The following is a 26,726-nucleotide window of genomic DNA, read 5'->3' as shown; positions in this document are numbered from 1 at the left end:
TCCGGCAGCCGAGCGAAACAGGGAGTGTTGGTGACCACGGGTTCCACGTCGCGTTGTGCCGTACTCGACGACTACCAGGGCGTCGCCCGTGAGCGGGCGGACTGGCCGCGGCTCGCCGGCCGCGTCGACGTGCGGTTCCTCGACCGGCACCTGCCCGCGCGCGACGACCTCGTCGCCGAGATCGGCGACTGCGAGATCGTCGTGGTGATGCGGGAGCGCACCCCGTTCCCCGCCGAGCTCTTCGCCCGGCTGCCGAAACTGCGGCTGCTGATCACCTCGGGGATGCGCAACGCCTCGATCGACCTCGCCGCCGCGGCCGCGCACGGCGTCACCGTCTGCGGCACCCCGAGCAACTCGGAGCCGCCCGCCGAACTGACCTGGGCACTGTTGCTCGGCCTCGCCCGCGGCGTCGTCACGGAGAACGGCAACCTGCGCTCCGGCGGGCCCTGGCAGTCCACCCTCGGCGCCGATCTGCACGGCCGCCGCCTCGGCCTGCTCGGACTCGGCAAGATCGGCACCAAGGTCGCCCGCGTCGGCGCCGCCTTCGGGATGGACGTGGCGGCGTGGAGCCAGAACCTGACGGCGCAGCGGGCCGCCGACGCCGGGGTCACGCTCGCCGCCTCCAAGGAAGACCTCCTGGAGACCAGCGACTTCGTCTCCGTGCACCTCGTCCTGAGCGAGCGCACCCGAGGGCTCGTCGGCGCGGCCGAACTGCGCCGGATGCGCCCCACCGCGTACCTGGTCAACACCTCGCGCGCGGCGATCGTCGACCAGGACGCACTGGTGCGGGCGCTGTGCGAGGGCTGGATCGCCGGGGCGGGCAGCGACGTCTTCGCGACCGAGCCGCTGCCCCTGGACGACCCGCTGCGCACCGCGCCGAACTTCCTCGGCCTGCCGCACCTCGGCTATGTCACCGGCCGCAACTACGACGGCTACTTCCAGGGCGCGGTCGAGGACATCGAGGCGTACCTCGCGGACGCCCCGATCCGTACGCTCGGCTGACCGCCGCTCCTCACGGGCGTACGAACTCTCGCAACTCCTCGGCGAGGTGCGGGAGTTCGTCCAGAACGGCGGCCGTGGCGAACTCGTGGTCCGCGTAGTCGAACCCCGGCGTGACGACCTCCGCCACCAGGCCCCGGCGGGCGCCGCCGAGCAGCCGCGACGCCTTCCACCACCCGCCCGGCACCAGCAGGAACCGTTCCGCGTCCGCGCCGAGCACGGTGCGGGTCAGGGTGCCCGCCGGGTCGACCGTGACGTACTCCAGCGGTCCGCCGTCGATCAGGAAGTGGAGGATGTCGCTGCGGTTGCGGTGCAGCAGGCCGCAGGGCTGCTTCTCGTCGAGCAGGTAGTAGATCGACGTGGCCGACGGGCGCGGCCCGTGCGCGGTCGTCATCTCCTGCGGGCCGGTGTAGATCCGCCGGAACCACCCGCCCTCGCCGTGCGGTTCGAGGTCGAGCTCGGTCTGCCAGTCGCGCACGGCGGCTCCCTGTGGAGGCGGTGGTCCCGGGGCAACCCTACGGGCGCGGCGGCGGCCACGGCACGTCGGCGAGCAAGGTCACCAGGTCGTCCTGTCGTCAGGTCGTGGAGTGTCGGCTCATGACGTGGTCCCTGAGTGAAGGGTGCTCGCCCGGCATCCGGCCGGCGCACAGCACTGTGGCCGGCGCCACGCGGCACTGGCCACAGCGGAACAGACGTCCCCGCCCCCTGCCAAAGGAGGCCTCCTGTCAGAGCCCGGTCTCAGTCGAGCAGGTCGAGGATGCTGTTCGTCAGGCTCGGGCAGGTCGGCTTGACCGGGTGCTCCGGGTCGAGGGCGTTGAGTGCGAGGCGCGTGGCGACCGGGTCGGACACCGAGTTGCTGTGCTGCGCCTTGTTTGCCGGACACACGTTCTGCAGCAGGATGTTGTCGACGTTCTCACCGGTGAGGAACTGGCCCTTGGGCGGGACGACCACCTTGTCCTTGTCGGTCACGATCACCGTGTAGTGCACGCCCGGCAGGGTGTCGCCCCCGGCGTTGAGCTTCTTCAGGAACGGCGAGCCGTACGTCTGGTCCGTGCAGGCCGGGCACGGGATGTCGACGAACGCCCCGATCGGCACCAGGGCCGTGAACGCGTCGAGGAGCGACTGGAGTTCGGGGTTGTCCTCGAGGATCGTCGCGGCGAAGTCGTTCTTGCCCGTGCCGTGGTTGGAGGGGGAGATCCCCACCAGCGTGTGCACCTTCGTCGCGCCGCCCTCGAACTTCATGTACTGGCGCGGCATCATGCCGCCCTGCGAGTGTCCGACGATGTCGACCTGGTCGGTGCCGGTCGCGGCGAGCACGCCGTCGACGAAGACGCGCAGCTGCTTGGCGGAGTCCGCGATCCGGCCGATGCCGCCGACCACCAGGCTCAGCAGGCCGCCGGTCTTGCCGTAGTCGAGGGCGAAGACGCAGTATCCGGCCTTCGTGTAGTCGGGGGCGGTCTCGCGCCACACGCGGCCCGAGTCGAAGGTGCCGTGCACCAGGATCACGGGTCTGGGGTGGGCGGCGGACGGTTTGCAGGACCAGTCGTTGACCCCTGGCAGTCGGGGCGTGGCCAGCTTCTTGGCGTCGGCGACCGGGTCGGCCGAAACGGTGGGGGCGGCCGAGGCGGCGCCGGCCGAGCCGAGGGTGAGGGCGCCGGCGACCAGCACGGCGGCGGCGTGGCGTAGAACGGAGCGCATGGGGGACTCCCGGAGTTCGAGGGTGTGAACACGTGTCCCCACCCTCGCCGGGCCCGTACGCACCCGCGCGCGAGCATGATCCATGTGGCGCACAGGAGCGTCGGCGCCGTCGCCCGCGGGCCGGGGGCGACGGCGCCGATGGCCGGCCTGGTCGTCGGCCTGATGGCCGGGCCACAGGTCAGTGGGCTACAGGTCAGTGGCGATGATGTTCTCGATGTTGCGCTCGGCCAGTGCCGTGATGGTGACGAAGGGATTCACGGTCGTGTTGCCGGGGATCAGGGCGCCGTCGATGACGTAGAGGCCGCTGTACCCGTGAAGGCGCCCGTAGTTGTCGGTCGCCTTGTTCAGGACCGCCCCGCCCAGCGGGTGGTAGGTGAGGTGGTCGCCCCAGATCTTGTTGGAGCCGAACAGGTCGCTGCGGTAGATCGTCCCTTCCTTCTGGTTGATCTTGTCGAAGATGCTCTTGGCCATGGTGATGGAGTCCTGCTTCCAGGCCGTCTGCCAGGAGAGGTCGACCCCGTCCGTGCCGGGGTTGTACGAGAACGCCGCACGCCGGGTGGTCCTGGTGATCGAGAGGTAGAACGAGGCGAACGTCTCGATGCCGGTGGGGAGCGGGGCGACCTCGGCGAAGGCGCCGCCCGCGTCCCAGTTGTCGATGCCGGAGCAGGGGATGGTCGACTGGACGTCGCCGGTCGGGTCCCACAGGTGGTTGGCGCGGCCGCACATGACGTTGCCGTTGTCGCCCCAGCCCTGACCGACCTCGCTGTTGAGGTTCGCAAGGGCGCCGGTGGCCTTGAGCTTCACGAGCAGTTTGCTGGTGCCCACGCTGCCCGCGGCGAAGAACACCCTGCCCGAGGTGACGGTCTTGGTGCCCACGGTGTCGCCCGCGGTGTTGATCTGCTTCATGTCGACGAGGTAGCCGCCGGACGGCGCGGGCCGGACCGAGGTGACCTCGTGCAGCGGGGTGACGGTGACCCTGCCGGTGGCCCTGGCCTGGGCGAGGTAGGTCTTCGCGAGGGTCTTCTTGCCGTAGTTGTTGCCGTAGAGGATCTCCTGGCCGAGCGCCGACTTGGGGACGGTGCCGTTGTCCTCGGCGACCATGTAGTCCCAGTCGTACACGTCCGGGACGAACGTCCAGGCGAAGCCCGAGCGTTGGGCGTGCTTCCGGCCCACGCGCGAGTACTGGTAGTACGAGGTCCGCTCGAACCAGGTCGGGTCGACCAGGCCGACACCGAGCCCGGCGTTCGCCCGCGGGTAGTAGGTGCTGTACATCTCGTCCGCGTTGACCGAGGGGAGTACGCCGGCGAAGTTCTGCCGTTTGGGCGTGACGGCCATACCGCCGTTGACCAGCGATCCGCCGCCCACTCCGCGTCCTTGGTAGACGGTGATCCCGGCGAAGTCCTCCGCGTCCAGGATGCCCGCGTACTTCGGCACGCTCTTGTCGATGGGGAATCCGAGGAAGTTGCTCAGCGGCGCTTTGGTCTTGGTGCGCATCCAGAACGAGCGGTAGTCGGGGCTCGTGACCTTCGGGTGGATCTTGCCGTCGGGTCCCGGGGTGACCCAGTCCTGGCCCATCTCGACCATCTGCACGTCGATACCGGCCTGGGCCAGGCGCAGGGCCGCGACCGAGCCGCCGTAGCCGGTCCCGATGACGAGGACGGGGACGCTGGCGCCGTTGGGTATGTCCGCGGCCGCGAGGGGACGGGCGTAGGCCGCCGCGTTCTGCCCGAGCAAGGTGGTGGCGCCGAGAATAGAACCTGTTGCTGTCAGAAGTCTTCGACGTGATATCCCGTCAGAACCGGGAACACGCTGACACTTTGATGCCATGTGATCTTCCTCACTCTTGGGGGAATGGCAACGAGTTCTACTGCTCGCCCCTTGGAAAGTCACGACATTCCGATGGGTAACTTCTGTCCGATCTTGTTATAGAGAGTGATCTTGTGTCTGAGTGCTGCCCGCAGCCGCGTCCGGGCAGCGCGAAGCCGCCGGGCCCTGACGGGCCCGGCGGCTTCGTGGTTCAGCGGTTCAGCGGTTCAGCGGTTCAGCGGTTCAGCGGTCGGTCAGGACTTCGGCAGGACACAGACGGCGTCGAGCCCGAGGACGTGGTTGAGCCGCCCGAAGGCGAGCCACGAGCCGATGGCCATGCTCAGTTCCACGATCTCGGCCTGGCTGTAGCGGGCGGTCATCCGCTGCCAGAACTCCTCGTCCAGGCCGTGGTGGTCGACGGCGTAGCGCTCCGCGTACTCGGCGGCGAGCCGGGTCCGCTCGTCGAAGCCGTCGGCGTCGCGCCAGTTCTCCACCGCGTCGAGGAAGGAGTTCTCGACCTTCTCGCCGTCCCGCTCGGTGCGCCAGTCCAGGCAGAACAGGCACCCGTTGATCTGCGCGATCCGCAGCCGCGCCGCCTCGAACTCGCGCAGCCCCAGCGTCGTGTGCTCGTACACCGCCATCGAGAACCCGGCGGCGGCGGGCCCGATGCCCGGCACCATCTCGCCCCACACGTACCCGATGGGGTCCTGGCCCTCGGGGATGTCGATCCTCATGGCTGCTTCCTTCCGAGTCGGCCGGCGGCGGGCGGCACGGGAATGTCGAGCGCGTCGTACAGTCCCGGCGGGTGGGCCGTCAGCCAGTCGATGGCGCCGACCAGGCGGCCCACCGCGGTCGCGTTGCCGCCCGCCGCGTGGTTGCCGCCCTCGTCGACGGCCTGCACGGTCACCTCGATCCGCGGCCGCCCCTCGATGATCACGCGGTGCGCACCGGCGCCGCCGCCGGGCGGCACGGGCCAGTCGGGGGCGCACGACGGATGGATCCGGGTCACGTGCTCGACGACGATGCGGGCCTCGCCGTCCACGATGCCCTGCACCTCGAAGCGGACCGCGCCCTGCGTGCCCGCCGCGAAGTCGCCCATGGCCGCGGTCGTCACGTCGCCGTCCAGCGGACGGCGCTGCACCGTCTCGCGGATGTCCTCGAGTTCGACCCCGAGCGCCCGTGCCATCAGGCGCAGTTGGCCGCCCCACACCATCGTCGGGACGGTCTCGGCGAGCATCAGCGGCTCGTACTCCATCGGGTGGCCCATGCCGATGAGGTCGCGGACCGCGTCCGGCTGGTCGTACGTCGAGTAGTCGAAGATCTCCTGGCAGCGGACCACGTCGATGCGGCTGCCGAGACCGCTGACCAGGAGCGGCAGCACGTCGTTGGCCCAGCCCGGGTCGACGCCGGAGACGAACAGCGAACCGCCGCCCTCGGCGATCGCCGCGCGCACCGGGTCGGTGAACTCGGGCGGTGCGCTGCGCGGGTCGTAGAGCGGATAGAGGGCTGGGGAGACGACGACGGCACCGGCGCGCAGGGCGCGGCAGATGTCGGCGAGGGCGTCGTCGGGGCGCAGGTCACCGGAGGCGGCGTAGAAGACGGCGCCGGGCCGGGCCGCGAGCACCGCGTCGACGTCGGTCGACGCGGTGACACCGAGGGCGTGGTCGAGCCCGGCCAGGTCGCCCGCGTCGCGGCCGTCCTTGGCGGGGTCGTGCACGAGCACGCCGGAGAGTTCGAGCCCGGGGTGGGCGTCGACGGCTCGGATCGCCGCGCGGCCCACGTTCCCGGTGCCCCAGACCACCGTGGAAGTCATGCGCCGGAGCGTAACCTGATGGATCGTCAGTTCATAGATGTCCTACGAGAGTTGGGCCCGGGCTGCGGCGATGGCCTGCTCCGCGTACCCGCGGCCGAAGAGCACCGCGTGGACCAGGAGCGGAAACAGCTGGTGCAGGGCGACGCGGTCGCGCCAGCCCGTGGCGAGCGGGGCGGCCCGCTGGTAGCCGTCGAGGACGCGGTCCAGGTGCGGGGCGCCGAACAGCTGCAGCATCGCGAGATCGCTCTCCCGGTGACCGCCGTGCGCGGCCGGGTCGATGAGGTGGGCGGCGCCGCTCGGGCCCCACAGCACGTTCCCGTTCCACAGGTCGCCGTGGAGTCGCGCGGGCGGCTCGGCGGGGCCCGCGAGGTCCGGCAGCAACTCCATGACCTTTTCGACGGGTTCGGTCTCGGCCGCACGGATCGTCCCGGCGTCCACCGCGAGCCGCAGGTACGGCAGCACGCGGTGCTCGGCGTACCAGCTCGGCCAGTCCTGTCCCGTCGCGTTGCGCATCGGGGCGAGGCCGATGTACGCGTCCGTGGGGCCGTCGGGCGGCGGGGCGCCGAACGCGGGGGCGCCCGCGGCGTGCAGGGCGGCCAGGTCCCGGCCGAACCGCTCCGCGCTCGCGGCCGTCGCCCAGCCGTCGGGCACACGGTCGGTGACCAGGCAGTGGGCGTCGTACCCGTGCACGGCGGGCACCGCGACCGTGTCCGCCGCGGCCAGCCAGCGCAGCCCGGCCGCCTCGGCCCGCACCGCGGCGGGATCGTCGGCGTACTTCACCATCACGGTGCGCCCGTCGTCCAGGACGACCTCGCTCAACCGCGCGGACCTGCGCCGCTTCTCGACGGCCCGCCGGCCGGTGAAGCGTGCCGCCGCGTCCGATGCGTCGTACATGCTCCTCAGCGTACGGGGGAGACGCGGGCCGTTGACGCGGCGAACCGCGCCCTGATCTGCTGCACGGATCAAGGCCGGTACGGAGCAAGGGAGTTGAGCATGTCGCCCGCCGAGTCGGCCGGAACGGTAGTTTCCGGCCAGGTCCTCGTCGTGCAGAACACCCCGCACGGCGGGCCCGGCCGGGTCGGCGCCTGGCTGCGCGCGGCGGGCCTCGACCTGCGCGTCCTGCGCCCGTACGACGGCGAGTCCCTGCCCGCGTCCCTGTCCGGCCGTCCGCTGGTCGTGCTCGGCGGCGCCTACCTGCCGGACGACGACGCACGCGCCCCCTGGCTCCCGGCAACCCGCGGCCTGGTGAGCGAGGCGCTCGCGGAGTCCGTCCCGCTCCTCGGCATCTGCCTGGGCGGCCAGCTCCTCGCGCAGGTCGCGGGCGGCTCGGTGCGGGGTGCGCACGGGCGGCCCGAGTTCGGCAGCACCACGATCCGGCTGCGGCCCGAGGCGGCCGGCGACCCGCTGCTGCACGGGTTCGGCGCGACGGTGCCCGCGATCGAGCGCCACGTCGACGCCATCACCGAACTCCCGCCGGGCGCCGCGTGGTTGGCGTCCAGCGACGCCTGCCCCCACCAGGCGTTCCGGGTCGGCGAGCGGGCCTGGGGCGTGCAGTTCCACCCCGAGGCGGACCCGGAGCGCATCGCCGGTTGGGACCGTGACGCCCTGGCCGCGCGCGGCCTCGACCGGGAGGCGATGCACGCACGGGCGGTAGCGGAGGACGGGGCGGCGACGGCGGCGTGGTCGGTGTTCACGGAGCGGTTCGCCGGGCTCTGCGCGGTCTAAGGGGTGGTCCGCGCCGGGGCCTGCGGGCTCGGCGCGGCCGACGCCTCGGAAGGCGCCTTCTTGCCCCGCCCCAGCGACGCCACCGCGCTCGTGAGCACCCCCGCAAGGAGCCCCCAGAACGCCGAGCCGATGCCGAGCAGCGTCACGCCCGATGCCGTGGCGAGGAACGTGACGACGGCGGCCTCGCGCGAGCGGGGGTCGGAAAGGGCCGAGGTGAGGGAGGACTCGATCGTCGCGAGGAGGCCGATGCCGGCCACGGCCAGGACGAGCGCGTGCGGCATCGCGACGAGGAGGGAGGCGACCGTGGCGCCGAGCAGGCCCATGCAGAGGTAGAAGACCCCCGCCCACGCGGCGGCGAGGAAGCGGCGCTCGCGATCCGGGTGGGCCTCCTTGCCGGTGCAGATCGCGGCGGTGATCGCCGCCAGGTTGATGCCGAACGCGCCGAACGGGGCGAGCACCGCCTGCACCGCACCGGTCCACGTCAACAGCGGCGACACCGGCACGTCGGTGTACCCGGAGCTGCGCAGCACCGCGACCCCCGGCAGATTCTGCGAGGCCATTGTCACCACGAACAGCGGCACCCCGACACTGATCAGCACCTTCCAGTCGAACTGGGGAGTCGTGAGCACCGGGTGCGCGAGCGAGAGTCGGACCTTCTCCAGGTGCCAGCCGCCGGTCAGGACGGACGCGACGACCCCACCGCCCAGGGCGAGCAGCACCGCGTACCGGGGAAGCAGCCGCCGGGCCAGGAGGTAGAGCACGAACATCGGGAACGCGATCGCGAAGCTGCCGTGCATCCCGGCGAAGAGCCCGGTGCCGAACTGCAGCAGCACCCCGGCGAGCAGCGCCGCGGCGAGTGGCACCGGGATGCGGTCCATGACCCGGGCGAACCACCCCGTCAGCCCGCTGAGCAGGATCAGCACGGCACTGAAGACGAACGCTCCCACGGCCTTGCCCATCGACACCCCGCTCAGGCCGGTCGCCAGCAGCGCCGCACCCGGCGTCGACCAGGCGGTCACCACCGGCGCCCGGAACCGCAGCGACAGACCCGCGCACGTCACCGCGAGCCCGATGCCCAGGGCGAGCATCCAGGACGAGATCTCCCGCTCGTCCGCGCCGGCGGCCCGCGCCGCCGTGAAGACCAGGGCCGCCGAGCTGGTCACGCCGACGGTGACCGCGATCAGGCCCGCCGCCACGGCCGAGGGCGGCGCGAGGGAACGTATGCGGGCGAGCGGGGACGGGGACGGGGGCACGGGGCATCACTTCCGGCAGCCGAGCGGGTGTTCCGGTGTTCTGTCAACGGTGTTCCGTAAACAGAACGTTCCGTATGTGGAACACTAGGGAAGTGGGCGGTCACCCGTCAACAAGCAGACGGTGGCAAGGGACTGGACGACTGGAGTCGCGGCGATGGGCCTGAACGACGAGGTGGGACGCAGGCTCAAGGCGCTGCGTCAGGCGCGCGACCTGTCCCTGTCGGAGCTCGCCCGCCGCTCGGGCGTCGGCAAGGGCACGCTCTCGGAACTCGAGTCCGGGTCGCGCAATCCCACCCTCGAAACCCTGTACGCGCTGACCACCGCACTCGGCAGCCCGCTCAGCGCGGTCCTCGGCGATCCGCCCACCGGCGTCGCGGAAGGGGCGGGCGGCGTCTCCGGCAGCGCGGTTACGGCGGTGCTGCTCGAGCGGTACGAGGACGACGCCGCTGCCACCGACGTCTTCCGGGTCACCATCGCGCAGGGCGCGGTGCAGGACTCCGCCGCCCACGTCCCGCACACCACCGAGAGCCTCATGGTCCTGTCGGGCACCGCGGTGGTCGGCCTGCCCGACGAACTGCAGAGCGTCGGCCCCGGCGGCCACGCCCACTGGAACGCCGACGTCCCCCACCGCTACAGCGCACCGCACGGCGCCGTGCACGGCATCCTCTTCGTGCGCTACCCCAAAGGCGGTTAGACCTGCGGCGGCGTCCCGTTCGGGGCGACGTCGTGCAGCTGGGAGACGTCGACGGACTCGTCCGCGGACGGCGTCGCCGACGGCACCGGTCGGTCGTACTCGCCGAGCGTCATCGTGACCGTCTCGGCCGGGCTCTTCTCGGTGGCCCGCACCAGTCGATGGGGTGCGTTCTCGGTCACGTACAGGGTCAGGTGATCGCCGTCGGAGGTCCCGGTCAGCGGGACGACGCGGGTGCTGTCGACCGTGGTCGGCGCGCCCTTGGTGAGCTGCTCCTGGGCGGCGCGCGCCGAACCGCTGTCCAGCTGGGCGCGGAACGCGTCGAGATCGCAGGTCTCCGCGAGCCCGTCCAGCATCGGATCGTCCGTCGTGCCGTGCACGTACCGGTCGCCGAACAGCTGAGCCGCGAGCTCACCCGAGCTGCCGGACACCTGGGTCTTCCAGAACGTGGCGTCCGGCTTCATCCACACCTCGTCGCCCCGCTTCACGAGGTCGACGCTGCCGCCGTCGGTGCCGCCCGTGCCCATGCGCAGCGAACCGGCGCAGTTCCCGTCCTCGTCCAGCCGCAGGTCGAACGCGGCGGGAGCGTGCGCGTCCCCGCCGCCCTGTGCGCGGTTCGTCAGCACCAGATGCAGGGAGTGCGCGTCGAGGAGCTCCTGCTTCGCGTCGTCGGCCAGCTGTCGCGCACTGGGGTCCGCCGATCCGTCGTCGGCCAGCGCCGGTCCCACGGTGAACACGCTCGCGCACGCCACGGCCGCGGTCACGGACGCGCGCGCGGCCCTGTGCAGTCGGGTCGCGGACTGTCCCGTCATGACGTCACCTCGCCGTCCCGGGCGCTCCGAGCGCCCGAAATACGCCATAAAGTCTACGTTCGACACGGTGTGGTGCCCACCTGGGTTCAGGCTCCCGTGGTGGAGCCCGGGCGGACGATCATCAGCACGGTGACCGTGGCCCAGAGCAGATTGAACACACCAGTGAGCCCCGCGAGCCGCCCGGCCGCCCGGGCCAGGGGTGCGGTGTCGGACCGCCGCACCGCCTCGAGCGCCGTCTCCTGCCCGGGCAGGATCAGCACCATCAGGACGGCCGCGGCGGCCGTGGTCAGCACGATGGACGCGATCAGCCAGGGGCTGCCCATGACGCCCATGCTGCTCGCCGTCGCGAACCCGAGCAGCGGGACGGCGATGCCCACGGCCGCGTACACCCGGCAGATCCGGTGCAGCACGGTGAGCGTGGTGGGCGCCGTGCTCACGGTGGACGGTGAACTCGCCGCCTGCCCAAGGGACTTGGGGAACATGCTCGCGGCCACGGTGACCGGCCCCACGGCGAGGACGGCGGCCAGGACGTGCAGGGAGAGCAGGAGCTTCGACATGGCGTCAGTGGATCTTTCGTGTACGACGGGTGCGGTCCGGTCCGCGCCGGATCGACGTCGACGCTAGTCAGACGCACCGCCGTCGCCCAGTGGCAATAGTGACGATCATCAACGGAAAACCGCCAGGGCCACAGAGCTCCGTCCCGGTGCTCCCACCTGCCTGTCTACCGTTGTAGGGGGAGTGGCGGTAATCAGGCGTCGGGGTATCTTCTGGCCATGCACACCGTCGCCGTCCTCGCGCTCGACCAGGTGATCCCCTTCGACCTGTCCACGCCGATCGAGGCCTTCACCCGCACCCGGCTCCCCGACGGGCGCGCCGGCTATCAGGTCCGGGTGTGCGCCGAGCGGAGCGAGGTCGACGCGGGCACCTTCACGATCCGGGCACGCCGGGGGCTCGACGGGCTCAAGGGCGCGGACACGATCGTCATCCCCGGCACGGCCGCTCCCACGGCACCGCTCCCGGCGGCCGTCCGGGACGCGCTGCGCTCGGCCGCCGCCGACGGCACCCGGATCGCGTCCATCTGCGTGGGCACCTTCCCGCTGGCCGCGACCGGACTGCTCGACGGGCTGCGCGCCACCACCCACTGGATCGCTGCGGACCTGCTCGCGTCCACGTACCCCGCGATCGACGTCGACGCCGACGTCCTGTACGTCGACAACGGGCAGTTCCTCACCTCGGCCGGTGCCGCCGCCGGGCTCGATCTGTGCCTGCACATGATCCGGCGGGACTACGGTTCGGCGGTCGCCGCCGACGCGGCCCGGCTCGCCGTCATGCCGCTCGAACGGGAGGGCGGGCAGGCGCAGTTCATCGTCCACGACCACGCGCCGACGCCCCGGGGCTCCGCCCTCGAACCCCTCCTCGGCTGGCTCCAGGACAACCTCGACTGCGAGCTCGGGCTCGCCGACATCGCCGCCCGCGCCGGTGTCAGCACCCGTACCCTCATGCGCCGGTTCCGCGAACAGACCGGCACCACCCCGCTGCAGTGGCTGCACCGGGCCCGCGTCCGCCAGGCCCAGCACCTCCTGGAGACCACGGGCCACCCCGTGGAGCGGATCGCCGCGCAGGTCGGTTTCGGCTCGCCCACCGCGTTCCGCGACCGCTTCAAGCGCACCACCGGCGTCAGCCCGCAGGCGTACCGCCGCACCTTCAGCTGACGTCGCCCGCCCGGGCGCCGAGCCATGCGCCGTACCAGGCCAGCGTCGCGTCCAGCGCGTCGGCGAGGGGCGTGGGCGAGACGGCGAAGTGCCGCTCGAAGGCCGTCGAGTCCATGATCTGCACGGTGGTGTGCTGGTAGAACATCTCCGCGTACTCGGCCATGAACTGCTCGTCGAACGGGCCGAACGGGCGGGGCTCGTCCACCACGGTCAGCTCCAGCGGCCGCCCCACGCGCCGCTCGACCATGGCGAGGACCTCGCGCGTGGACACGGCCGGTGCGGTCGGCAGGTGCCAGACCCGGCCGTCGCCGTCCGGACGTTCGCCGAGCGTGGCGAGGCCCGAGGCGACGTCGCGTATGTACGTGTAGCTGTGCGGCAGGTCGATGTCGCCGAGCGCCGGAACCTCGCCGCCGGTGAGCGCGGCGGGGAACACGGCGCCGCCGAGCGTCGAGTTGAGGACCCCGGGGCCGAAGAAGTCGGCGGACCGGCCGAGCACCATCGCGGCCTCGCCCGCCCGGTGTGCGGCCAGGTACTTCTCGTCGAGTTCGGCCCGCATCCGGCCCTTGCGCGACGTGGCGTTCCAGGGCGTCTGTTCGGTCATCGCCGCACCGCCCGGGTCGCCGTACGGGTACAGCGTGTCGAGGACGACCAGACGTGCCCCGCTGTCCCGCACCGCGGCGAGGACGGCCTCCTGGATGTGCGGCATCACCTCGACCTGGAGGTGATAGCCGACGTTGACGCAGTGGTACACGACGGCGGCACCGGCGACGGCCGTGCGCGCGCCCTGCGCGGTGCTCACGTCGGCGGCGAAGCGCGTGACGCCGGGGAGTGAGGGGCCTTCCCCCTTGCGGTCGACGAGGCGGACGGGGTGGCCGCGGCGGACGAGTTCCTCGGCGAGCGCGGTCCCGGCGGGGCCGGAGCCGAGGACGGTGTGCAGGGGCTGGTGGGTGCCGGACATGAGGGGTCCCTTCGACGGTGAACGGTGACGATCGCGGCGAGCACGTGGGCGTTACCGCTGGCATTACTGCTTCTTGCAACTGTTATAGACTGTAACTCTCGCGGCATGCGGTCGCAAGGATGGGGTGTCGGGTGGCTTCGAGGGAAGGGGGCAGGGGAAGTGAGGGAGGTGGGAGAGGGGAGGGGGAGGGGCTGCGGAGATCCCTCAACTGCCCTGGTATGTAAGGGAGTTGCCGCGCAGCCAGCCGTACAGCACCACCGAGCACAGCGCCGCGCAGGCGCACCACGTGGAGATGAACTCCCAGCGCCACAGCGCCGTGCACACGCCCGCGCCGACCGCGACCAGGACGCCGAGCAGCACCAGACCCGCCTCGCCGGACAGCAGCAGCGCGCCGATGGTCGCGACGAGATATCCGGCGATGGCCCATCCCGCGTGCGGCAGACCGATCGCGTACCCCATGGTGTGCCCGCGGATCTCGGCCGTGACGGGCGTCGTCGCCAGGGCGTGCGCGAGCACGCCGCTCGTCACGAGGCCGCACGCGAGCGGTACCGCCAGACGGCGCCGGGCCCTGCGCGGTGCCACGCACAGCACACCGGCCGGCACCCACAACGGAAGCAGTGGCAGTGCGATCACCGCCCAGGCGACGACGGCGGGTCCGCCGCCCCCGCCGTCGTTCCAGATCACCGCCTCGACGATCTGGTGCGCACCGAGCAGAAGGGGCAGCGCCGCCAGCATCAGGGCGCGCGGCCGGGTGCGGATCGCGCGGGCCACGCACCCCGCTCCCACCGCCGCGATCGCGCTGCCCGCCACCAGATCGGCCGTCGCACTCCAGCACATGGGCGCAACGCTACGGTCCCCCGACCGACGCGGCGCGTCGGGCGATGCGTGTCCGCCCGTCCGCCCGTTCCTCGCGAGCACGCCAACTTGGATAAGGTTCCCTCCGTTCGAGGAAAAACAAGACCCGCGGGGCGTGCGTGACGCACGGCGCGGGCGTAAGCGTTCTGCGTGGGGAGACGCGAGTTGATGAGTGGTCAGCAGCCGGACCGGCATGACGCGTCGGATGTCTTTCAGCCGTTGGGCCCGGGCGATCCCGCCACGGTCGCGGGCTACCGGCTCGCCGCGCGGCTCGGCGCGGGCGGCATGGGCAAGGTGTACCTGTCGTACACCCCGGGCGGCCGGCCCGTCGCCATCAAGGTGATCAGGCCCGAGTTCGCCGAGGACGCCGAGTTCCGGCGGCGCTTCGCCCAGGAGGTCAAGGCCGCCCAGCGCGTCCAGGGCCTGTACACCGCGCCGGTCATCGACGCCGACACCGACGGCGAACACCCGTGGCTCGCCACGGCGTACGTGCCCGGGCCCTCGCTCGCCGACGCCGTCAGCACGCACGGCGCGCTGCCCGTCGAGACCGTGCTGCTGCTCATCGCGGGCATGGCCGAGGCCCTGCACGTCATCCACGGTGCGGGCATCGTGCACCGCGACCTCAAGCCGTCGAACGTGCTGCTCGCCGTCGACGGCCCCCGCGTCATCGACTTCGGCATCGCCCGCGCCGCCGACTCGACCTCGCTCACCGGCAGCGGCGTCACCATCGGCACGCCCTCGTTCATGGCGCCCGAGCAGGCGGCTGCCCGGCCGGTGACCGCGGCCACCGACATCTTCGCGCTCGGCCAGATCGCGGCGTACGCGGCGACCGGCACACCCGCGTTCGGTGAGGGCACCGGGCACGGCGTGCTCTACCGCATCGTCCACGAGGAGCCCGAACTCGGGCCGCTGCCCGACGAGTTGCGCGATCTGGTCGGCCGCTGCCTCACCAAGGACCCCGAGGGCAGGCCGTCACTGACCGAGGTCATCGGCCTGTGCCAGAGCGCCAACTCGCAGACCGTGCTGCGCCGCCCCGAGGACTGGCTGCCCGGCGCGGTCGCCGCCGACATCACGGTGCGCACCGCCGCTCCCGCGCCCCCGCAGACCCCGCCGCCCGCCGCGTACTCGCCCACGGTCCCCACGACCGGCCCGGCCGCGCACCCGACGCCGCCGCCCGCCGCGTACCAGCCGACCGCGCCCGCGCACCCGGCGCCGCAGCACGCGCCGAACCCCGCCTACACGCAGAACCCGGCGTACGCGCCGACCCAATTCCCGCCCCACGCCCAGCAGTTCCCCGGGCACCCGCGGCCCCTGCCGCCGCGCAAGTCGAGCAACAAGGGCCCGATCCTCGCCGCCGCCGCGGCCCTCGTGCTCGGTGTCCTCGGCGTCACGGCGTACAACGCGGTCAAGGACAACGACAAGGGCGACGACAAGAGCAGCGGCTCGGGGCAGAGCAGCAGCGCGCCGCAGGAGACGGGATCGTCCGGCTCGGGCGACCAGAGCGGCTCGAGCACCGGAGGCGGTGAACAGAAGCCCGTCGCCGACCCCTCGCCCGCCGCGTACAAGGGCATCAACCTGACCCGCGGGTACCACCTGTCCTTCAGTGACGACCCGGTCCGGCCGCAGGAGGGGGAGGACCTCAATTACGACCTCTCCTACGACACCGGGGACTACCTCGACGCGGAGAGCGAGGGCGGCAAGCTGGTGCTGCTCGACCCGGGCCAGCAAGGTTCGCTGGAGACCTGCCGCAACGACACGCGGTTCACCGAGACCATCGAGACGAACAAGCTGTCCAAGGGCCGCCAGGTGTGCGTCATCACCGGCTCGGGGCACCTCGGCCTGATCACGGTCCTTGGCTTCGCGGCCGAGGACTCGCCCAGCCAGTACATGACGATGGACCTGACGGTGTGGCGCAACGGAGCCGCTTCGTAGACCGGTCGGGTCAGACGGCCGGGGCCGGAGCCGTCGGCACCTGGTCGGGGACGGTGTCCGGGGCCGGCGTGGTGTCCGGGTCGGCGTCGGCTCGGGGTCCGGGGTGGGATCCGGGTCCGGCCCCGGCGCGGGAGCGGGCGCCTCGTCGACGTAGGACGACAGCTGTCCGTCGGGCTGGAGCACGACGTGCAGCCCGTTGTTCTCGCCGTACGCGGCGCGGCCGTTCGCGTCCAGGGTGCCGATCTTCGCGCCGGCGCCGAAGACGTCGGCCTGGTAGTGGTTCGTGGAGAGCCTGTAGATCTTCGCCTGCGAGCCGTCGGTCAGCGTCGACGACGCCACGAACACCCGCTTCTCGACGGGCTTGGGCTTGGGCTGCGGCTTGGCGCGGTCGACCCAGGAGGAGACGGAGCCGGCCGGGGTGAGCTCGACGTGCAGACCGTTCAGGTTCGCCCGCGTGGTCTTGCCGAAGGCGTTCAGGCCGGTGGCCTTCTTGCCCTGGTAGAGGATGACCGCCTGGTACTTGCCCTTGCCGAGCTTGTACACCTTCGCGGTGTGGCCCTTCGCGGCGAGCTTGACGGTCTTGACGTACGTGCGCTTCGCCGTGGGTCGCGGTTTCAGGATGTGTGGTGGCCGCCCCGTTCGCGGCGACATCTACGAAGCTACGCACCGCACATCAAGCTCATAGGTAAGGGATGTAACACTTAAAACGCGCATATGTCGCAAATCCTTCACTGTGGGCGCCGCGGAACGGCAAATCCTGTGGCGAGGGGGCCGGCGGGCGTGAGGTGGCGCAGGCTGGATACGAGACGGAGTACGACAGGAGGTGGCAGGGGATGACCGAGCGCAGCGACGACTCGCTCATGGGCGACGAGGTGTACCAGCCCGGGGACCCGGACGCCCGCGAGGACGAGGGCCTGCTCGACGCGGAGGACACCCTCAGCGACCGCGGCGTCGATCCGTACGACGAGGGCTGGTCGCCGCCCGAGCGCCCGCTGGGCGTCGAGCACACCGGCACCACCGCCGCAGAGCAGCAGCACGGCGAGAGCCTGGAAGAGCGGCTTGCCGAGGAGCGTCCCGACCCGGTGATCGACGAGTACGAGGCCCTCGAATCCGGCGAGGACGACGGCGACGGGCTCGGGGACCTGTTCGACGGCGAGGGCGAACCGCTGGACGACGAGGTCGGTGACCGGCGCGCGGGCCGCCTCGTGGCACCGGACGAGGGCGCCCACGAGGACGCCGAGAAGGACATGCTCGCCGAGGACGTCGGCATCGACGGGGGAGCGGCGTCGGCCGAGGAGGCCGCCGTCCACGTGGTGGACGAGGACGACTCCCCGCTGTGACGGCGGGGCGGCTGCCTCAGTGACCGTAGGCGGTGGCCGTCAGCAGGAGTGCGACCGATATGAGGGCCGTGACCAGGGCGATCACCGGTGGTCCGAGCGTGACGGAGTCGGTGGCGCACTGACGTGCCGTGATACCGACGCAGACCACACCGATTCCTCCCAGGATCATCGCGACGAAGATGAGCACGGCCCTGTCCTCCTGCGTTCGGCTCGGTTCGAGCGGGACTTCATCGTCACCCGGGGCGCGCACCGCCGCACGTGGGGTACAAGGAGAGGCATGGACAGCCGTACGTGGATCACGCTCGCCGCAGTGGCCGCACTCGTCATGCTGGTGGCCGCCGTGGTTCTTCTGGTGCGCGTGGTCCGGGCGCGCAGACTGCTGCTCGACGCGGGTGTGCCGCTGCGCGACAAGGCCCTGTTCTGGGCCGCCGTCGTCTACACCGTCTCGCCGGTCGACCTGCTGCCGGACCCGATCTACCTCGACGACATAGGAGTGCTGCTCCTCGCCCTGCGCGCGCTGCACGCCGCGGCGCAGCGCGCGGGCCTCGAGCGGTCGTCTCAGCAGGGGTGACGGGCGTACGAGCTCAGCGGCGGTGGCGGGCGTACGCGCGGGCCAGTGCGTGGAAGGACTGTTTCGGTTCCCAGTGCCACGGTGAGTCCGGGTCGGCGGGCCGGTCCCGGACCGTCTTCACCAGGCTGTAGCTCGCCATGTCCAGGTCGAGGCGGGGTTCGGCCCGGTGCGGGGCGTCCGGCGTGACGAAGGTGTACGCCATGGCCGCGTACAGGCCCATCGACGCGAAGACGCCGACGACGTCCGTCAGGTACGCGGCCTGCGTGGCCTCGCTGCGCACCAGGCCGCCCTTGATCTCGGGCGGATCCTTCGTGTAGTCGACGACGTCCCAGCCCATGCCGCCGCTGCTCGGTGCGCCCTTGAAGGTGCACGTGCCGAACTCGCTGATGGCCAGGGGCTTTCCGGGGCGCCGGTACGCGCGCAGTTCCTCGACGTGGCCGGCCGCGGTCGGGTGGTCGCCGTAGTAGTCGAGGCACACCAGGTCGAACAGGTCCCAGTCGACGTCCTCGTCCTGCGCGGCCGCGTACGACAGCGGGCCGTGGAAGACGGAGCGGCCCACGGCGGCGGCCCGCGCGGTGAAGCGGCGCAGCTCCCGCGCCACGCGCACCGGGTCGAAGGCGCCCTTCGTCAGGTTCTCGATGCGCTCGACCATGGTGGCGCCCGGCACGATGCCGGGCACGAACAGCAGGAACTCGCAGCCCACGTTCAGCTGCACCGGCACCCCCTGGCGCCGCAGCCGCTCCGCGAACCGGCCCGTCTGCGCGAGGTGGTCGAGGATGTCGCCGGCGGGCACGTCGCCGAGCGTCGGCTCCAGCCAGACGCGCAGGCCGAGTTCGGCCGCCGCCTCGGCCGTCGCGGTCAGCCGCTCCACGCCGTCCCCGGTGATCTTCACGGTGTCCGCGTGCAGCCGGTCCCGGATCGCCCGCAGATCGGCGCGGGCCCGCTCCGCGCGCCACGCCGTCGCCGGGCTCTCGCCCGCGCCGACCTCGTAGACGACGCCGCGGTGCCGCAGCCCCCGCGGCGCGGGACAGCGGTCGCGGGCCGTCGCCGGTGCGGCGGGCAACAGCGCCCCCGCACCGACCGCTCCGGCGAGCCCCAGGAACCGGGCCCGGCTGATGCCCTCGGCCTTCTTGCCCTCGTGCATGCCTTCGACCTTCATGTCCTCGTGCCTCATGACGCCCCCACAGATCGTGTGCTTCGGGATGATGTGCGGTGGTCAGCCGCGGCTGAACGGGAGTTTGGCCGTGAGCCAGGTGATCAGGGCGCCCGGATTGCGGCTCTGCGTCCACAGCACGCCCGGCCCGGTGAACTCGAAGACGAGCCCCTCGCCCGACTTCAGGGTCTGCATCAGACCGCGGGTCACCTTCCGGGTCGTGTACGACAGTCCGTCGCCGAACGCGACCAGGTGCCCGGAGTCCAGGACGAGCGTCTCGCCGGGGCCGAGCTCCACCCGGTCGAGCGCTCCGTAGCAGGCGGCGACCACCCGGCCCGTGCCCTCGGCGCGGACGAGGAAGCCGCCCTCCCCGCCCGTGAGGTTCTTGAACCCGCCCCACTTCGTGTCGAGGCCGATGCCGTCGGACGAGCACAGCCACGCCCCGCGCGCGAGGTTCACCCCGCCGTCCACGTCGATCGCCGTGACATCGCCCGGCAGCTGCGCCGCGACGTCCACCCAGCCGCCCTCGCCGCCCGCCGTGAACCGGCTCACGAACAGCGACTCACCGCCCAGGACGCTGCGCTTGAGCCCCTTGAAGAGGCCGCCCTCCGCCTTCGCCTCCACGTCGATCCCGCCGGAGGTCGCCATCATCGCCCCGGACTCGGCCCGCACGGACTCACCCGGCGCGAGGGAGACCCGGGCGACGGCGAACGAAGGGTTGTGGCGTACGTCGATATCCATACGGCGATGCTAGGAACGGCGCGGCGCCCGCCGACTCGGCCGAAAGTCTTCCGCGCCGCAACCATCGGCTATTCGAGAACGGCCTGCTCCATGACGAGCGGCGGGAGCGCACGGACGAGCGGGCGGCGGTCCGGGTCGCCGAGGTCCTTCCACTCGGCCCAGGGCGCGGGCGGGCTCGGCCACGCCCGTCCTCGCGGTCACCGGTGACGGCGGCTACGGCATCCTGCCCGCGCTGGTGCGGATGTTCGCCCCGACGCACCCGGGCCGACCGCCGCCCGCCGCGTACGTCCGGAACATCCGGGCATACGGAATCGGCCATCTTCATCACCTTTTGAGAAACCCCGCATACCCTCGGAACACGACAGAACCGAACGCCGGCGGACCGCCGGGGCGGGGGAGAACGATGACGAGGTCGAAGCTGCGTGCGGGCAGGGCGCTGACCACGCTGCCGTACGGGGTGATGGGGGTCGTGGCGGTCACCGAGATGGCGACGCCGACCGGGTTCGGGCTGCTGCCGCTGATATCCCTCGGCCCGGCCTTCGCCGGGCTCGTCGGCAGCAAGCGGCGCACCGCGCGGATCGGCGCCATCGCCGTCCTGCTGTGCGTGATCCTCGCCGCGTACGACGGCACGCTCGGCAAGCGGCGCGTGTACATCGCCGCGATCAGTGTCGCCGGGGTCACCGCGGCGGGCCTCGCCGCCGTCGCCATGCGCGAGCGCCGGGACGCCGAACTGGCCAGCGTGCGCTCCATCGCGGAAGTCGCGCAGCGGGTCCTGCTGCGCCCGGTGCCCCGCCTCGCGGGCGAACTGCGCGTGGCCGTGTCCTACACCTCGGCCGTGGCGCAGGCGCGGATCGGCGGCGACCTGTACGAGGTGGTTGCCGTGGCCGACGGCACCCGGGCCGTCATCGGCGACGTCCAGGGCAAGGGCCTCGAGGCCGTCGAGACCGCGGCGCTCGTCCTCGGCGCCTTCCGCGAGGCCGCCCACGACGAGCCCGAACTGGCCGGTCTCGGACGCCGGTTGCAGCGCGCCGTCGACCGGGAGCTGCAGGGCGAGCGGTTCGTCAGCGCCCTGCTCGTCGAGGTGCCCGCGGGCCGCAGCGAGGTGACCTTCCTCAACTTCGGCCACCCCGCGCCGATGGTCGTACGCCCCGACGGCACCACCCTGTTCCCCGAGCCGCCCCAGTACGCGCTGCCGCTCGGCCTCGGCATGCACGGCGGCGACGAGCCCGTCACGTACACCGTGCCCTTCGCGTCCGGCGACCAGATCCTGCTCTACACGGACGGGGTGAGCGAGGCGCGGGACGGGGCCGGGGACTTCTACCCGCTCGCCGAGCGGTTCGGCCTGCTCAAGGACCCCGACGCGGAGGCCGCCCTGGAGACACTGCGCACGGACCTCGTGCACCACGTCACGGGGCCGCTGCACGACGACGCGGCGATGCTGCTGCTGCGCCACCGCGAGGACTGACCCGGTCCAGCAGACCCGGTTCCACTGGCCCGGTTCTGCTGGCCTAGTTCTGCTGGCCTAGTTCTTGCCGGACGCCTCGCGCGCGATCCGCTCCAGACGGTCGTGGTACTCCAGCCGCTCCGCCGGATCGTGCGTGCCCAGGCTGTCGTTGTTCACGAGCCAGCCCGCCGCGCCGTCGAGTCCCTCGCGCAGGATGTCGGCGTGCCCGGCGTGCCGCTGCGTGTCGCCGAGCACCCGCACCAGGACGTGGTGCAGCGTCACCTCCGCGCGCTCCTTCGGCCACCACGGCACCGTGCCGACCGTGTCCAGGGGAAGCTCCGCGACGGAGGCGTCGGTGTGGGTCCAGGCCCGCCGGTAGCGCTCGACGATCGCCTCGCGCGACTCGTCCGCGGCCGCGAACGAGTCGTCCTTCGGGGCGCCCTGCGGCACGTCGTGGGGGCGGCCGAACGTGTCGCAGAGATAGCCGAGTTCCACCCCCGTCACATGCTTCACCAGGCCCAGAAGGTTCGTCCCGGTCGGCGTCAGCGGGCGCCGCACGTCGTACTCCGACAGCCCCTCCATCTTCCACAGCAGCGCGTCGCGCGCGTCCTGCAGGTACCGCAGGAGGTCCTTCTTCTGATCGCTTTCGCTCATGCCGGGAGTCTGCCCAACACGTCGGGCGTTTGTGCGACCGGGGTGCACCGCAGCTCCGGATGGGTTTCGATGGGCGGGTGGTGCATCGTGAGCAGCCGCGCTCCCCGGGCGGCCCCCTGACCGGCCTCCTCGACGAGGTCCGCCTGAGCCTGCGCGACCTCGAGGACGGCGAGCCCGCCTCGTACATCCCGGAGCTCAGCCGGGTCGACCCGGACCTGTTCGGGATCAGCCTGTGCGCCCTGGACGGGCAGGTCTACGGCAGCGGCGACACCACGGTGCCGTTCACCGTGCAGTCCGTCTCCAAGCCCTTCGTGTTCGCGCTGGCCCTCGCCGACCAGGGCCTGGAGGCGGTCCTCGCCCGCGTCGGCGCCGAACCCAGCGGAGAGGCCTTCAACTCCATCCGCCTGGAACCCGGCACGGGACGCCCGCCCAACCCCATGGTCAACGCCGGTGCCATCGTGACCAGTTCACTGGTCTCCGGCGACACCCCTCGGGCCCGCTTCGCCCGCATCCTCGACGGCCTGAGCGCCTTCGCGGGCCGCTCCCTCGACGTCGACGAGGCGGTCTACGCCTCCGAGCGCGCGACCGGCGACCGCAATCGCGCCCTCGCCTACCTGATTCACAACGCGGGCTCGCTCACCGGCGACGTGGAGGAACAGCTCGGCGTCTACTTCCGCCAGTGCTCCGTCCTCGTCACCTGCGACGACCTCGCCGTCATGCACGCGACGCTGGCCGGCGGCGGCGTCAACCCCGTCACCGGCGACCGGGTCGTCGCCCCGCGCCACGCCCAGCACGTCCTCGCCGTCATGGCGACCTGCGGCATGTACGACGCGTCGGGCCAGTGGATGCTCCAGGTCGGCATGCCCGCCAAGAGCGGCGTCTCCGGCGCGATCGGCGTCGCCCTGCCCGGCCAGTTCGGCATCGGCGTGTTCAGCCCGCCCCTGGAGGAGAAGGGCAACAGCGTGCGCGGCATCGCCGCCTGCCACACGCTCTCCGACCAGTTCGGGCTGCACCTGATGCGCGCCGTCGACCCGCAGCGCCGCCCCATGCCGCCGCGCTCCCTGCACGGCGCCCCGCTGCGCTCCCTGCGCCACCGGCCGCGGGCCCAGCGCGCCGCCCTCGAAGAGCACCCGGACCGCATCCGCGTCCACGTCCTGCAGGGCGACCTCGACTTCGCGACCGCCGAACAGACCCTGCGCGTGGCCCGCGAACTCGCCCCGGCCGTCGGCTGGTTCGTGCTCGACCTCACGCGCGTGGGCCGCGTCGAGCCCGTCGCCGCCGACCTGTTGCGCGCCCTCGGCAAGGACCTGCGCGGCCGCGGCGTGCGCATGGTGCTCGCCGACCCCGACGAGCGACAGGCCATGACCCGCGCCACCGACGAGTTCCCCGACCTGGGCCGCGCCCTGGAGACCTGCGAGGACGACCTCCTCGGCGACCTCGGCCTCGACCCGGACGCCCCGGTCCCGCTCCCCGTCTGCGACCTGTTCGGCCGGGCCGACGAGCGGCTGCGCCCGGCCCTCGCCGATGCCTTCGACACGCTGCGCCTGGACGCCGGGCACAGCGTCGAGCCCCCGGCCGCCCGGATCGGCGAGCGCATCGTCCTGTGGTACGTCGAATCGGGCCGCCTCGCCGTCTGCGCCGACGCCGCCGGAGCCGTCTCTCCGCTGCGCACCTGGTCCGCGGGGCCCGGCGCCGCCCTCACCCCGGCCGACTTCCCCGGCCGCTTCGCCCGCCAGGTCCTCGCCGAGCGCGACACGGTGTGCCGCACGCTCACCGCCGCCGGGCTCGTGGAACTCCGCGCGCGCGTGCCCGACGCGGTGGCGTTCCTGGAACGGGCACCGCTGGAGGGCGCGGAGACCGTCGACCGGCCCTGAGCGCCCGCCCTAGCGACCGTTGGCGGAGAAGTGCTGATAGTCCGGGTGCGCCCACCGCGCACCCCACGCCCAGCCGACCCGCCGCATCGCCGTCGTCACCGCGTCCCCGGCCCGCAGCATCCCCGGCGCGTGCCGCCGCCGGTCGAGGAACCGGGCCCCGGCGGCCGGATGGACGCGGCCGTGCACGTCGACGTACGGGTTCTCCACGGTGTTGATGTCGACGGCGTCCCCGTACGAGTGCTCCGAGACGACCCCCGAATTGACGGTCACGCCACGGCAGTTGAACGCGGACGTGTTGTCGTCGGCCATCGCCGCCGGGTCGCTGCCGCCGTACGCGGCGAGCGTCCGCATCTTCCGGATGGGGAACCGGGCGGCGAACGCCTTCCCGAAGACGTACACCACCTGGTCCACGACCCGCTCGTGCACCACGATCTCGCCGCGGTGCACGCGGCCGTCGAACCCCCAGTGGTCGAGCCGTACCAGCCGCAGCCGACGCGGCCCGACGGGGCAGCCGCGGTGCCGGCTGCGGCCGAGGCCGTGGGCCGTGACGCCCTGCACCTGATACGTGAACCGGGGCGGCGACCCGTCGGCTGCCCCGGCGGGGGCGGGGACCGCCAGGAGCAGGAGGATCGCGGAAATCAGGACAAAGCGGTTGCGATGCGACACCGGGTCAACCTAGAGGCCGTCGGCCTCCAGGTCACGCACCGCGCCTGCGCCGCCGGGCCGCGACCGCCTGCGGGTCGATCTCCGGGTGCGACCAGCGGGCCGCCAGATCGAGGGACTCGGCCCTGCCGTCGGCCACGTGGGCGTGCGCCAGAGCGGCCGCACGGTCCGCGTCGCGGGCCGCGATCGCCTCGTACAGGTCCTCGTGCTCCGCGCACTGCCGGGCCGGATCGCGCTGCGCGGTCAGCCGGAACAACCAGTGCGTACGCGCCGCCAGCGGCCGCATCATGCTCGTCAGCAGCGGATTCTCCGCGAGATCCACGATGTCGGTGTGGAAGCCGGCGTTCGCCGCCGCGATCGCGGCCCGGTCCTGCTTCTCCGTCGCCTGCCGCGCCGCGTCGAGCCGGGCCTGCAGCCGGTCGAGCCCGGCGGCGTCCGCCCGCTCGGCGGTGAGCCGCGCGGCCAGCGACTCCAGCGATTCGCGTACGTCGAACAGGTCCCGGACGTCCGCAGGCGTGAAGGGCGCCACCAGTGCCCCGCGGTGCGGCACGATCAGGACGAGCCCGTCCGCCTCCAGGCGGCGCAGCGCCTCGCGCAGCGGAATGCGGGACACGTCGAGCTCGGCGGCGAGATCCCGCTCCACGAGCCGCTCGCCCGGCCGGAGTTCGACCTCGAGGATCCTGCGTCGCAGGGTGTCGTACGCGAGGTCACGCAGAGAGCCGCGCTCCGCACCCGCCCGTCCGGCCGCTGTCACCAAGATCTCCTCCGCTCCGGTCCGGACCTCACAGTAAGCGACCGCGCCGACGTTCGAATGTCAGTGGTGCCTGCGAGGGTGGCCGCATGGACGAACAGGAGTTCATGCGGGGAAGGGTGTACGGCGCGGATCACGAGGACGCGGGTCCGCGGCCCGGGCGGTCGTACGCGCAATTGGTGGGCGGCCCGCTCGACGGGCTGCTCCTCGACGTCACCGACCGTTCCGCTCCCGATGCGCCGGCCGCCGTCGCGCTCCCCACCGAGCTGGGGGCGTTCGGGCCGGGCGGCCGGGCGCTGTACGGGCCCGTGGACGGGGACGGGCGGCGCTTCGCGTGGCACGGTGACGCGCCGTGAGCCGTCGTCCGTGATCCCCGGCCGTCGATCAATGGCCGTCGATACCTGACCGTCGATACCTGGCCGTTGATTCGTGGTCGTCCCTTCATGGTCGGCGGGAAAAGGGGTCGCTGTCCGGCCCGGGGCGCGCCATGATCGACGACCATGACGACGTCGACGGTGGATCGGGTGCGCGCGGCCGTGCGCGACAATGCGCGCTGGTGCGCGGTGATGAGCCAAGTGCACGGTGTGCGGGGCGAGTTCGGGCCCGACGCGTGGACGGCGTCCCGGCGTACGCCGCTCTACTATCCCGACGCCGTGACACTGGTGCCGCGCGTGGACGCGGCGTCCCTCGTGGCCCGCATCGACACGCGGGCGCCGGGCGCCACCGTGAAGGACGCCTTCGCCGACCTGGACCTCACGGAGCACGGGTTCACCGTGCTCTTCGACGCCCAGTGGATCCACCGGGACGCGGACGCCCCCGTTCCCGCGCACGGGCTCGGCTGGGACGTGGTGAAGGACCCGGACGCCCTGCGGGAGTGGGCGGCGGCCTGGTCCGGCGGGGACGACGACGCGGCGGACCTGTTCGGGGCCGCGCTCCTGGACGTCCCGGAAGTGACCGTACTGGCCGTCCGTGACGCGGGCGGCCGGGTGGTGGCCGGGGCCGTGGCCACCTCGGGGGAGGACGTCGTCGGCGTCTCCAACGTCTTCGCGGTCTCCACCGCGTTCGCCGCGCACGACGGCCAGGACCGGGTCTGGTCCGCGGTCCTGGACGCGACGCGGACCCTGTTCCCCGGCCGGTCCCTCGTCGGCTACGAACACGACGACGCGCTGACGGCCGCGCTCAGGTACGGATTCGAGGCCGTCGGGCCACTGAGGGTCTGGCTGCACGCGTGACGGCGACGCCGGGGAGCGCCGTCGAGGCCGTCTTCCGGCGGGCGACCGC

28 protein-coding genes are annotated in these 26,726 nt (G+C 72.4%); 11 read left to right on the top strand and 17 right to left on the bottom strand.

What is annotated here, in order from left to right:
* Positions 1–30 precede the first annotated feature (30 nt).
* Positions 31–1,002 (top strand): D-2-hydroxyacid dehydrogenase family protein, encoded by a 972-nt coding sequence (locus ACIBUY_RS24890; RefSeq protein ID WP_399153751.1) that lies wholly within the window; start codon positions 31–33, stop codon positions 1,000–1,002.
* 10 nt (positions 1,003–1,012) lie between these two features.
* Here the strand turns inward: ACIBUY_RS24890 and ACIBUY_RS24885 are convergent, their stop codons facing one another.
* The 6 genes from ACIBUY_RS24885 to ACIBUY_RS24860 form a co-directional block, all read right to left on the bottom strand.
* Positions 1,013–1,477: a cupin domain-containing protein gene (locus tag ACIBUY_RS24885; protein ID WP_365574643.1), complete on the bottom strand. Its 465-nt coding sequence runs from the start codon at positions 1,475–1,477 to the stop codon at positions 1,013–1,015.
* A 260-nt stretch (positions 1,478–1,737) separates the two neighbouring features.
* On the bottom strand, positions 1,738–2,697 hold the full coding sequence (locus ACIBUY_RS24880) for an alpha/beta fold hydrolase (protein WP_365574646.1): 960 nt from the start codon (positions 2,695–2,697) through the stop codon (positions 1,738–1,740).
* Positions 2,698–2,883: 186 nt separating this feature from the next.
* Entirely contained in the window at positions 2,884–4,524 is a 1,641-nt protein-coding gene (locus ACIBUY_RS24875; RefSeq protein ID WP_365574649.1) for a GMC oxidoreductase, read from the bottom strand.
* Between the two features lie 233 nt (positions 4,525–4,757).
* Positions 4,758–5,237, bottom strand: coding sequence for a carboxymuconolactone decarboxylase family protein (locus tag ACIBUY_RS24870; protein ID WP_399153750.1), 480 nt, complete (start codon positions 5,235–5,237; stop codon positions 4,758–4,760).
* The gene (locus ACIBUY_RS24865) at positions 5,234–6,316 is read right to left on the bottom strand and encodes a dihydrodipicolinate reductase (protein ID WP_399153749.1); all 1,083 of its coding nucleotides are present in this window, start codon (positions 6,314–6,316) and stop codon (positions 5,234–5,236) included. The genes ACIBUY_RS24870 and ACIBUY_RS24865 overlap by 4 nt, the downstream gene beginning before the upstream one ends.
* Positions 6,317–6,358: 42 nt before the next feature.
* Positions 6,359–7,210, bottom strand: coding sequence for a fructosamine kinase family protein (locus ACIBUY_RS24860; RefSeq protein ID WP_399153748.1), 852 nt, complete (start codon positions 7,208–7,210; stop codon positions 6,359–6,361).
* Positions 7,211–7,309: 99 nt separating this feature from the next.
* Here ACIBUY_RS24860 and ACIBUY_RS24855 point away from each other — a divergent pair, with 99 nt between their 5' ends.
* A complete protein-coding gene (locus ACIBUY_RS24855; protein WP_399153747.1) occupies positions 7,310–8,041 on the top strand; it encodes a type 1 glutamine amidotransferase in 732 nt (243 codons plus the stop codon).
* Here ACIBUY_RS24855 and ACIBUY_RS24850 read toward each other — a convergent pair.
* Positions 8,038–9,294 (bottom strand): benzoate/H(+) symporter BenE family transporter, encoded by a 1,257-nt coding sequence (locus ACIBUY_RS24850; protein WP_399153746.1) that lies wholly within the window; start codon positions 9,292–9,294, stop codon positions 8,038–8,040. The two genes, ACIBUY_RS24855 and ACIBUY_RS24850, sit on opposite strands and share 4 nt — an antisense overlap.
* A gap of 154 nt (positions 9,295–9,448) precedes the next feature.
* On the opposite strand from ACIBUY_RS24850, the gene ACIBUY_RS24845 reads away from it, so the two are divergent.
* Entirely contained in the window at positions 9,449–9,988 is a 540-nt protein-coding gene (locus ACIBUY_RS24845) for a helix-turn-helix domain-containing protein (protein WP_399153745.1), read from the top strand.
* Here the strand turns inward: ACIBUY_RS24845 and ACIBUY_RS24840 are convergent.
* Together ACIBUY_RS24840 and ACIBUY_RS24835 are read right to left on the bottom strand one after the other, a co-directional pair.
* A complete protein-coding gene (locus ACIBUY_RS24840; RefSeq protein WP_365574669.1) occupies positions 9,985–10,797 on the bottom strand; it encodes a hypothetical protein in 813 nt (270 codons plus the stop codon). The genes ACIBUY_RS24845 and ACIBUY_RS24840 overlap by 4 nt on opposite strands.
* Positions 10,798–10,883: 86 nt before the next feature.
* Positions 10,884–11,354 carry a DUF2269 family protein gene (locus tag ACIBUY_RS24835; RefSeq protein ID WP_365574672.1) on the bottom strand — a complete coding sequence of 157 codons (471 nt, stop codon included), beginning with the start codon at positions 11,352–11,354 and terminating at the stop codon, positions 10,884–10,886.
* A 216-nt stretch (positions 11,355–11,570) separates the two neighbouring features.
* On the opposite strand from ACIBUY_RS24835, the gene ACIBUY_RS24830 reads away from it, so the two are divergent.
* Complete coding sequence (locus tag ACIBUY_RS24830) at positions 11,571–12,509, top strand: helix-turn-helix domain-containing protein (RefSeq protein WP_365574676.1); 939 nt, start codon at positions 11,571–11,573, stop codon at positions 12,507–12,509.
* Here the strand turns inward: ACIBUY_RS24830 and ACIBUY_RS24825 are convergent.
* Entirely contained in the window at positions 12,502–13,467 is a 966-nt protein-coding gene (locus ACIBUY_RS24825) for an NAD-dependent epimerase/dehydratase family protein (protein WP_399153744.1), read from the bottom strand. The two genes, ACIBUY_RS24830 and ACIBUY_RS24825, sit on opposite strands and share 8 nt — an antisense overlap.
* 204 nt (positions 13,468–13,671) lie before the next feature.
* Entirely contained in the window at positions 13,672–14,304 is a 633-nt protein-coding gene (locus tag ACIBUY_RS24820; RefSeq protein WP_399153743.1) for a DUF6629 family protein, read from the bottom strand.
* Between the two features lie 186 nt (positions 14,305–14,490).
* On the opposite strand from ACIBUY_RS24820, the gene ACIBUY_RS24815 reads away from it, so the two are divergent.
* Positions 14,491–16,254 (top strand): serine/threonine-protein kinase, encoded by a 1,764-nt coding sequence (locus tag ACIBUY_RS24815; RefSeq protein WP_365574685.1) that lies wholly within the window; start codon positions 14,491–14,493, stop codon positions 16,252–16,254.
* Between the two features lie 833 nt (positions 16,255–17,087).
* The gene (locus ACIBUY_RS24810; RefSeq protein ID WP_365574688.1) at positions 17,088–17,594 is read left to right on the top strand and encodes a DUF5709 domain-containing protein; all 507 of its coding nucleotides are present in this window, start codon (positions 17,088–17,090) and stop codon (positions 17,592–17,594) included.
* Positions 17,595–17,610: 16 nt separating this feature from the next.
* Here the strand turns inward: ACIBUY_RS24810 and ACIBUY_RS24805 are convergent, their stop codons facing one another.
* Positions 17,611–17,781, bottom strand: coding sequence for a hypothetical protein (locus ACIBUY_RS24805; protein WP_365574691.1), 171 nt, complete (start codon positions 17,779–17,781; stop codon positions 17,611–17,613).
* 90 nt (positions 17,782–17,871) lie between these two features.
* On the opposite strand from ACIBUY_RS24805, the gene ACIBUY_RS24800 reads away from it, so the two are divergent.
* A complete protein-coding gene (locus ACIBUY_RS24800; protein ID WP_365574693.1) occupies positions 17,872–18,165 on the top strand; it encodes a YkvA family protein in 294 nt (97 codons plus the stop codon).
* A 13-nt stretch (positions 18,166–18,178) separates the two neighbouring features.
* Here the strand turns inward: ACIBUY_RS24800 and ACIBUY_RS24795 are convergent, their stop codons facing one another.
* Positions 18,179–19,339, bottom strand: a complete 1,161-nt coding sequence (locus ACIBUY_RS24795) for an abortive phage infection protein (RefSeq protein WP_399153742.1) — start codon at positions 19,337–19,339, stop codon at positions 18,179–18,181.
* A 42-nt stretch (positions 19,340–19,381) separates the two neighbouring features.
* Entirely contained in the window at positions 19,382–20,059 is a 678-nt protein-coding gene (locus tag ACIBUY_RS24790; RefSeq protein ID WP_365574699.1) for a TIGR00266 family protein, read from the bottom strand.
* 403 nt (positions 20,060–20,462) lie between these two features.
* Here ACIBUY_RS24790 and ACIBUY_RS24785 point away from each other — a divergent pair, with 403 nt between their 5' ends.
* On the top strand, positions 20,463–21,524 hold the full coding sequence (locus ACIBUY_RS24785; protein ID WP_399153741.1) for a PP2C family protein-serine/threonine phosphatase: 1,062 nt from the start codon (positions 20,463–20,465) through the stop codon (positions 21,522–21,524).
* A 57-nt stretch (positions 21,525–21,581) separates the two neighbouring features.
* Here ACIBUY_RS24785 and ACIBUY_RS24780 read toward each other — a convergent pair whose 3' ends face one another.
* Entirely contained in the window at positions 21,582–22,157 is a 576-nt protein-coding gene (locus ACIBUY_RS24780) for a DinB family protein (protein ID WP_399153740.1), read from the bottom strand.
* Between the two features lie 77 nt (positions 22,158–22,234).
* Between ACIBUY_RS24780 and glsA the strand changes: the two genes are divergently transcribed.
* On the top strand, positions 22,235–24,031 hold the full coding sequence (gene glsA / locus ACIBUY_RS24775) for a glutaminase A (protein WP_399153739.1): 1,797 nt from the start codon (positions 22,235–22,237) through the stop codon (positions 24,029–24,031).
* 9 nt (positions 24,032–24,040) lie between these two features.
* Here the strand turns inward: glsA and ACIBUY_RS24770 are convergent, their stop codons facing one another.
* Together ACIBUY_RS24770 and ACIBUY_RS24765 are read right to left on the bottom strand one after the other, a co-directional pair.
* Positions 24,041–24,697, bottom strand: coding sequence for a M15 family metallopeptidase (locus ACIBUY_RS24770; protein ID WP_399153738.1), 657 nt, complete (start codon positions 24,695–24,697; stop codon positions 24,041–24,043).
* Positions 24,698–24,728: 31 nt separating this feature from the next.
* The gene (locus ACIBUY_RS24765) at positions 24,729–25,448 is read right to left on the bottom strand and encodes a GntR family transcriptional regulator (protein ID WP_365579760.1); all 720 of its coding nucleotides are present in this window, start codon (positions 25,446–25,448) and stop codon (positions 24,729–24,731) included.
* 86 nt (positions 25,449–25,534) lie between these two features.
* Here ACIBUY_RS24765 and ACIBUY_RS24760 point away from each other — a divergent pair, with 86 nt between their 5' ends.
* Together ACIBUY_RS24760 and ACIBUY_RS24755 are read left to right on the top strand one after the other, a co-directional pair.
* Positions 25,535–25,801, top strand: coding sequence for a hypothetical protein (locus ACIBUY_RS24760; RefSeq protein WP_365579763.1), 267 nt, complete (start codon positions 25,535–25,537; stop codon positions 25,799–25,801).
* A 144-nt stretch (positions 25,802–25,945) separates the two neighbouring features.
* Positions 25,946–26,677: a hypothetical protein gene (locus ACIBUY_RS24755; RefSeq protein ID WP_399153737.1), complete on the top strand. Its 732-nt coding sequence runs from the start codon at positions 25,946–25,948 to the stop codon at positions 26,675–26,677.
* The last annotated feature ends 49 nt before the right edge of the window (positions 26,678–26,726 follow it).

The sequence above is a fragment of the Streptomyces sp. NPDC050085 genome (assembly GCF_044460595.1).
GTDB lineage: Bacteria > Actinomycetota > Actinomycetes > Streptomycetales > Streptomycetaceae > Streptomyces.
Note: the sequence above shows the minus strand (reverse complement) of the source record. Positions and strands in the feature narration are given on the sequence as shown.

Excerpts from the sequence above, each read along its gene's own strand:
- ACIBUY_RS24810 (WP_365574688.1), top strand. The coding sequence starts at position 17,088 with ATGACCGAGCGCAGCGACGACTCGCTCATGGGCGACGAGGTGTACCAG.
- ACIBUY_RS24755 (WP_399153737.1), top strand. The coding sequence starts at position 25,946 with ATGACGACGTCGACGGTGGATCGGGTGCGCGCGGCCGTGCGCGACAAT.
- ACIBUY_RS24875 (WP_365574649.1), bottom strand. The coding sequence starts at position 4,524 with ATGGCATCAAAGTGTCAGCGTGTTCCCGGTTCTGACGGGATATCACGT.
- ACIBUY_RS24870 (WP_399153750.1), bottom strand. The coding sequence starts at position 5,237 with ATGAGGATCGACATCCCCGAGGGCCAGGACCCCATCGGGTACGTGTGG.
- ACIBUY_RS24840 (WP_365574669.1), bottom strand. The coding sequence starts at position 10,797 with ATGACGGGACAGTCCGCGACCCGACTGCACAGGGCCGCGCGCGCGTCC.
- ACIBUY_RS24780 (WP_399153740.1), bottom strand. The coding sequence starts at position 22,157 with ATGAGCGAAAGCGATCAGAAGAAGGACCTCCTGCGGTACCTGCAGGAC.
- ACIBUY_RS24820 (WP_399153743.1), bottom strand. The coding sequence starts at position 14,304 with ATGTGCTGGAGTGCGACGGCCGATCTGGTGGCGGGCAGCGCGATCGCG.
- ACIBUY_RS24835 (WP_365574672.1), bottom strand. The coding sequence starts at position 11,354 with ATGTCGAAGCTCCTGCTCTCCCTGCACGTCCTGGCCGCCGTCCTCGCC.
- ACIBUY_RS24865 (WP_399153749.1), bottom strand. The coding sequence starts at position 6,316 with ATGACTTCCACGGTGGTCTGGGGCACCGGGAACGTGGGCCGCGCGGCG.
- ACIBUY_RS24825 (WP_399153744.1), bottom strand. The coding sequence starts at position 13,467 with ATGTCCGGCACCCACCAGCCCCTGCACACCGTCCTCGGCTCCGGCCCC.
- ACIBUY_RS24880 (WP_365574646.1), bottom strand. The coding sequence starts at position 2,697 with ATGCGCTCCGTTCTACGCCACGCCGCCGCCGTGCTGGTCGCCGGCGCC.
- ACIBUY_RS24800 (WP_365574693.1), top strand. The coding sequence starts at position 17,872 with ATGGACAGCCGTACGTGGATCACGCTCGCCGCAGTGGCCGCACTCGTC.
- ACIBUY_RS24860 (WP_399153748.1), bottom strand. The coding sequence starts at position 7,210 with ATGTACGACGCATCGGACGCGGCGGCACGCTTCACCGGCCGGCGGGCC.
- ACIBUY_RS24760 (WP_365579763.1), top strand. The coding sequence starts at position 25,535 with ATGGACGAACAGGAGTTCATGCGGGGAAGGGTGTACGGCGCGGATCAC.
- ACIBUY_RS24790 (WP_365574699.1), bottom strand. The coding sequence starts at position 20,059 with ATGGATATCGACGTACGCCACAACCCTTCGTTCGCCGTCGCCCGGGTC.
- ACIBUY_RS24785 (WP_399153741.1), top strand. The coding sequence starts at position 20,463 with ATGACGAGGTCGAAGCTGCGTGCGGGCAGGGCGCTGACCACGCTGCCG.
- ACIBUY_RS24855 (WP_399153747.1), top strand. The coding sequence starts at position 7,310 with ATGTCGCCCGCCGAGTCGGCCGGAACGGTAGTTTCCGGCCAGGTCCTC.
- ACIBUY_RS24830 (WP_365574676.1), top strand. The coding sequence starts at position 11,571 with ATGCACACCGTCGCCGTCCTCGCGCTCGACCAGGTGATCCCCTTCGAC.
- ACIBUY_RS24815 (WP_365574685.1), top strand. The coding sequence starts at position 14,491 with ATGAGTGGTCAGCAGCCGGACCGGCATGACGCGTCGGATGTCTTTCAG.
- ACIBUY_RS24795 (WP_399153742.1), bottom strand. The coding sequence starts at position 19,339 with ATGAGGCACGAGGACATGAAGGTCGAAGGCATGCACGAGGGCAAGAAG.
- ACIBUY_RS24845 (WP_399153745.1), top strand. The coding sequence starts at position 9,449 with ATGGGCCTGAACGACGAGGTGGGACGCAGGCTCAAGGCGCTGCGTCAG.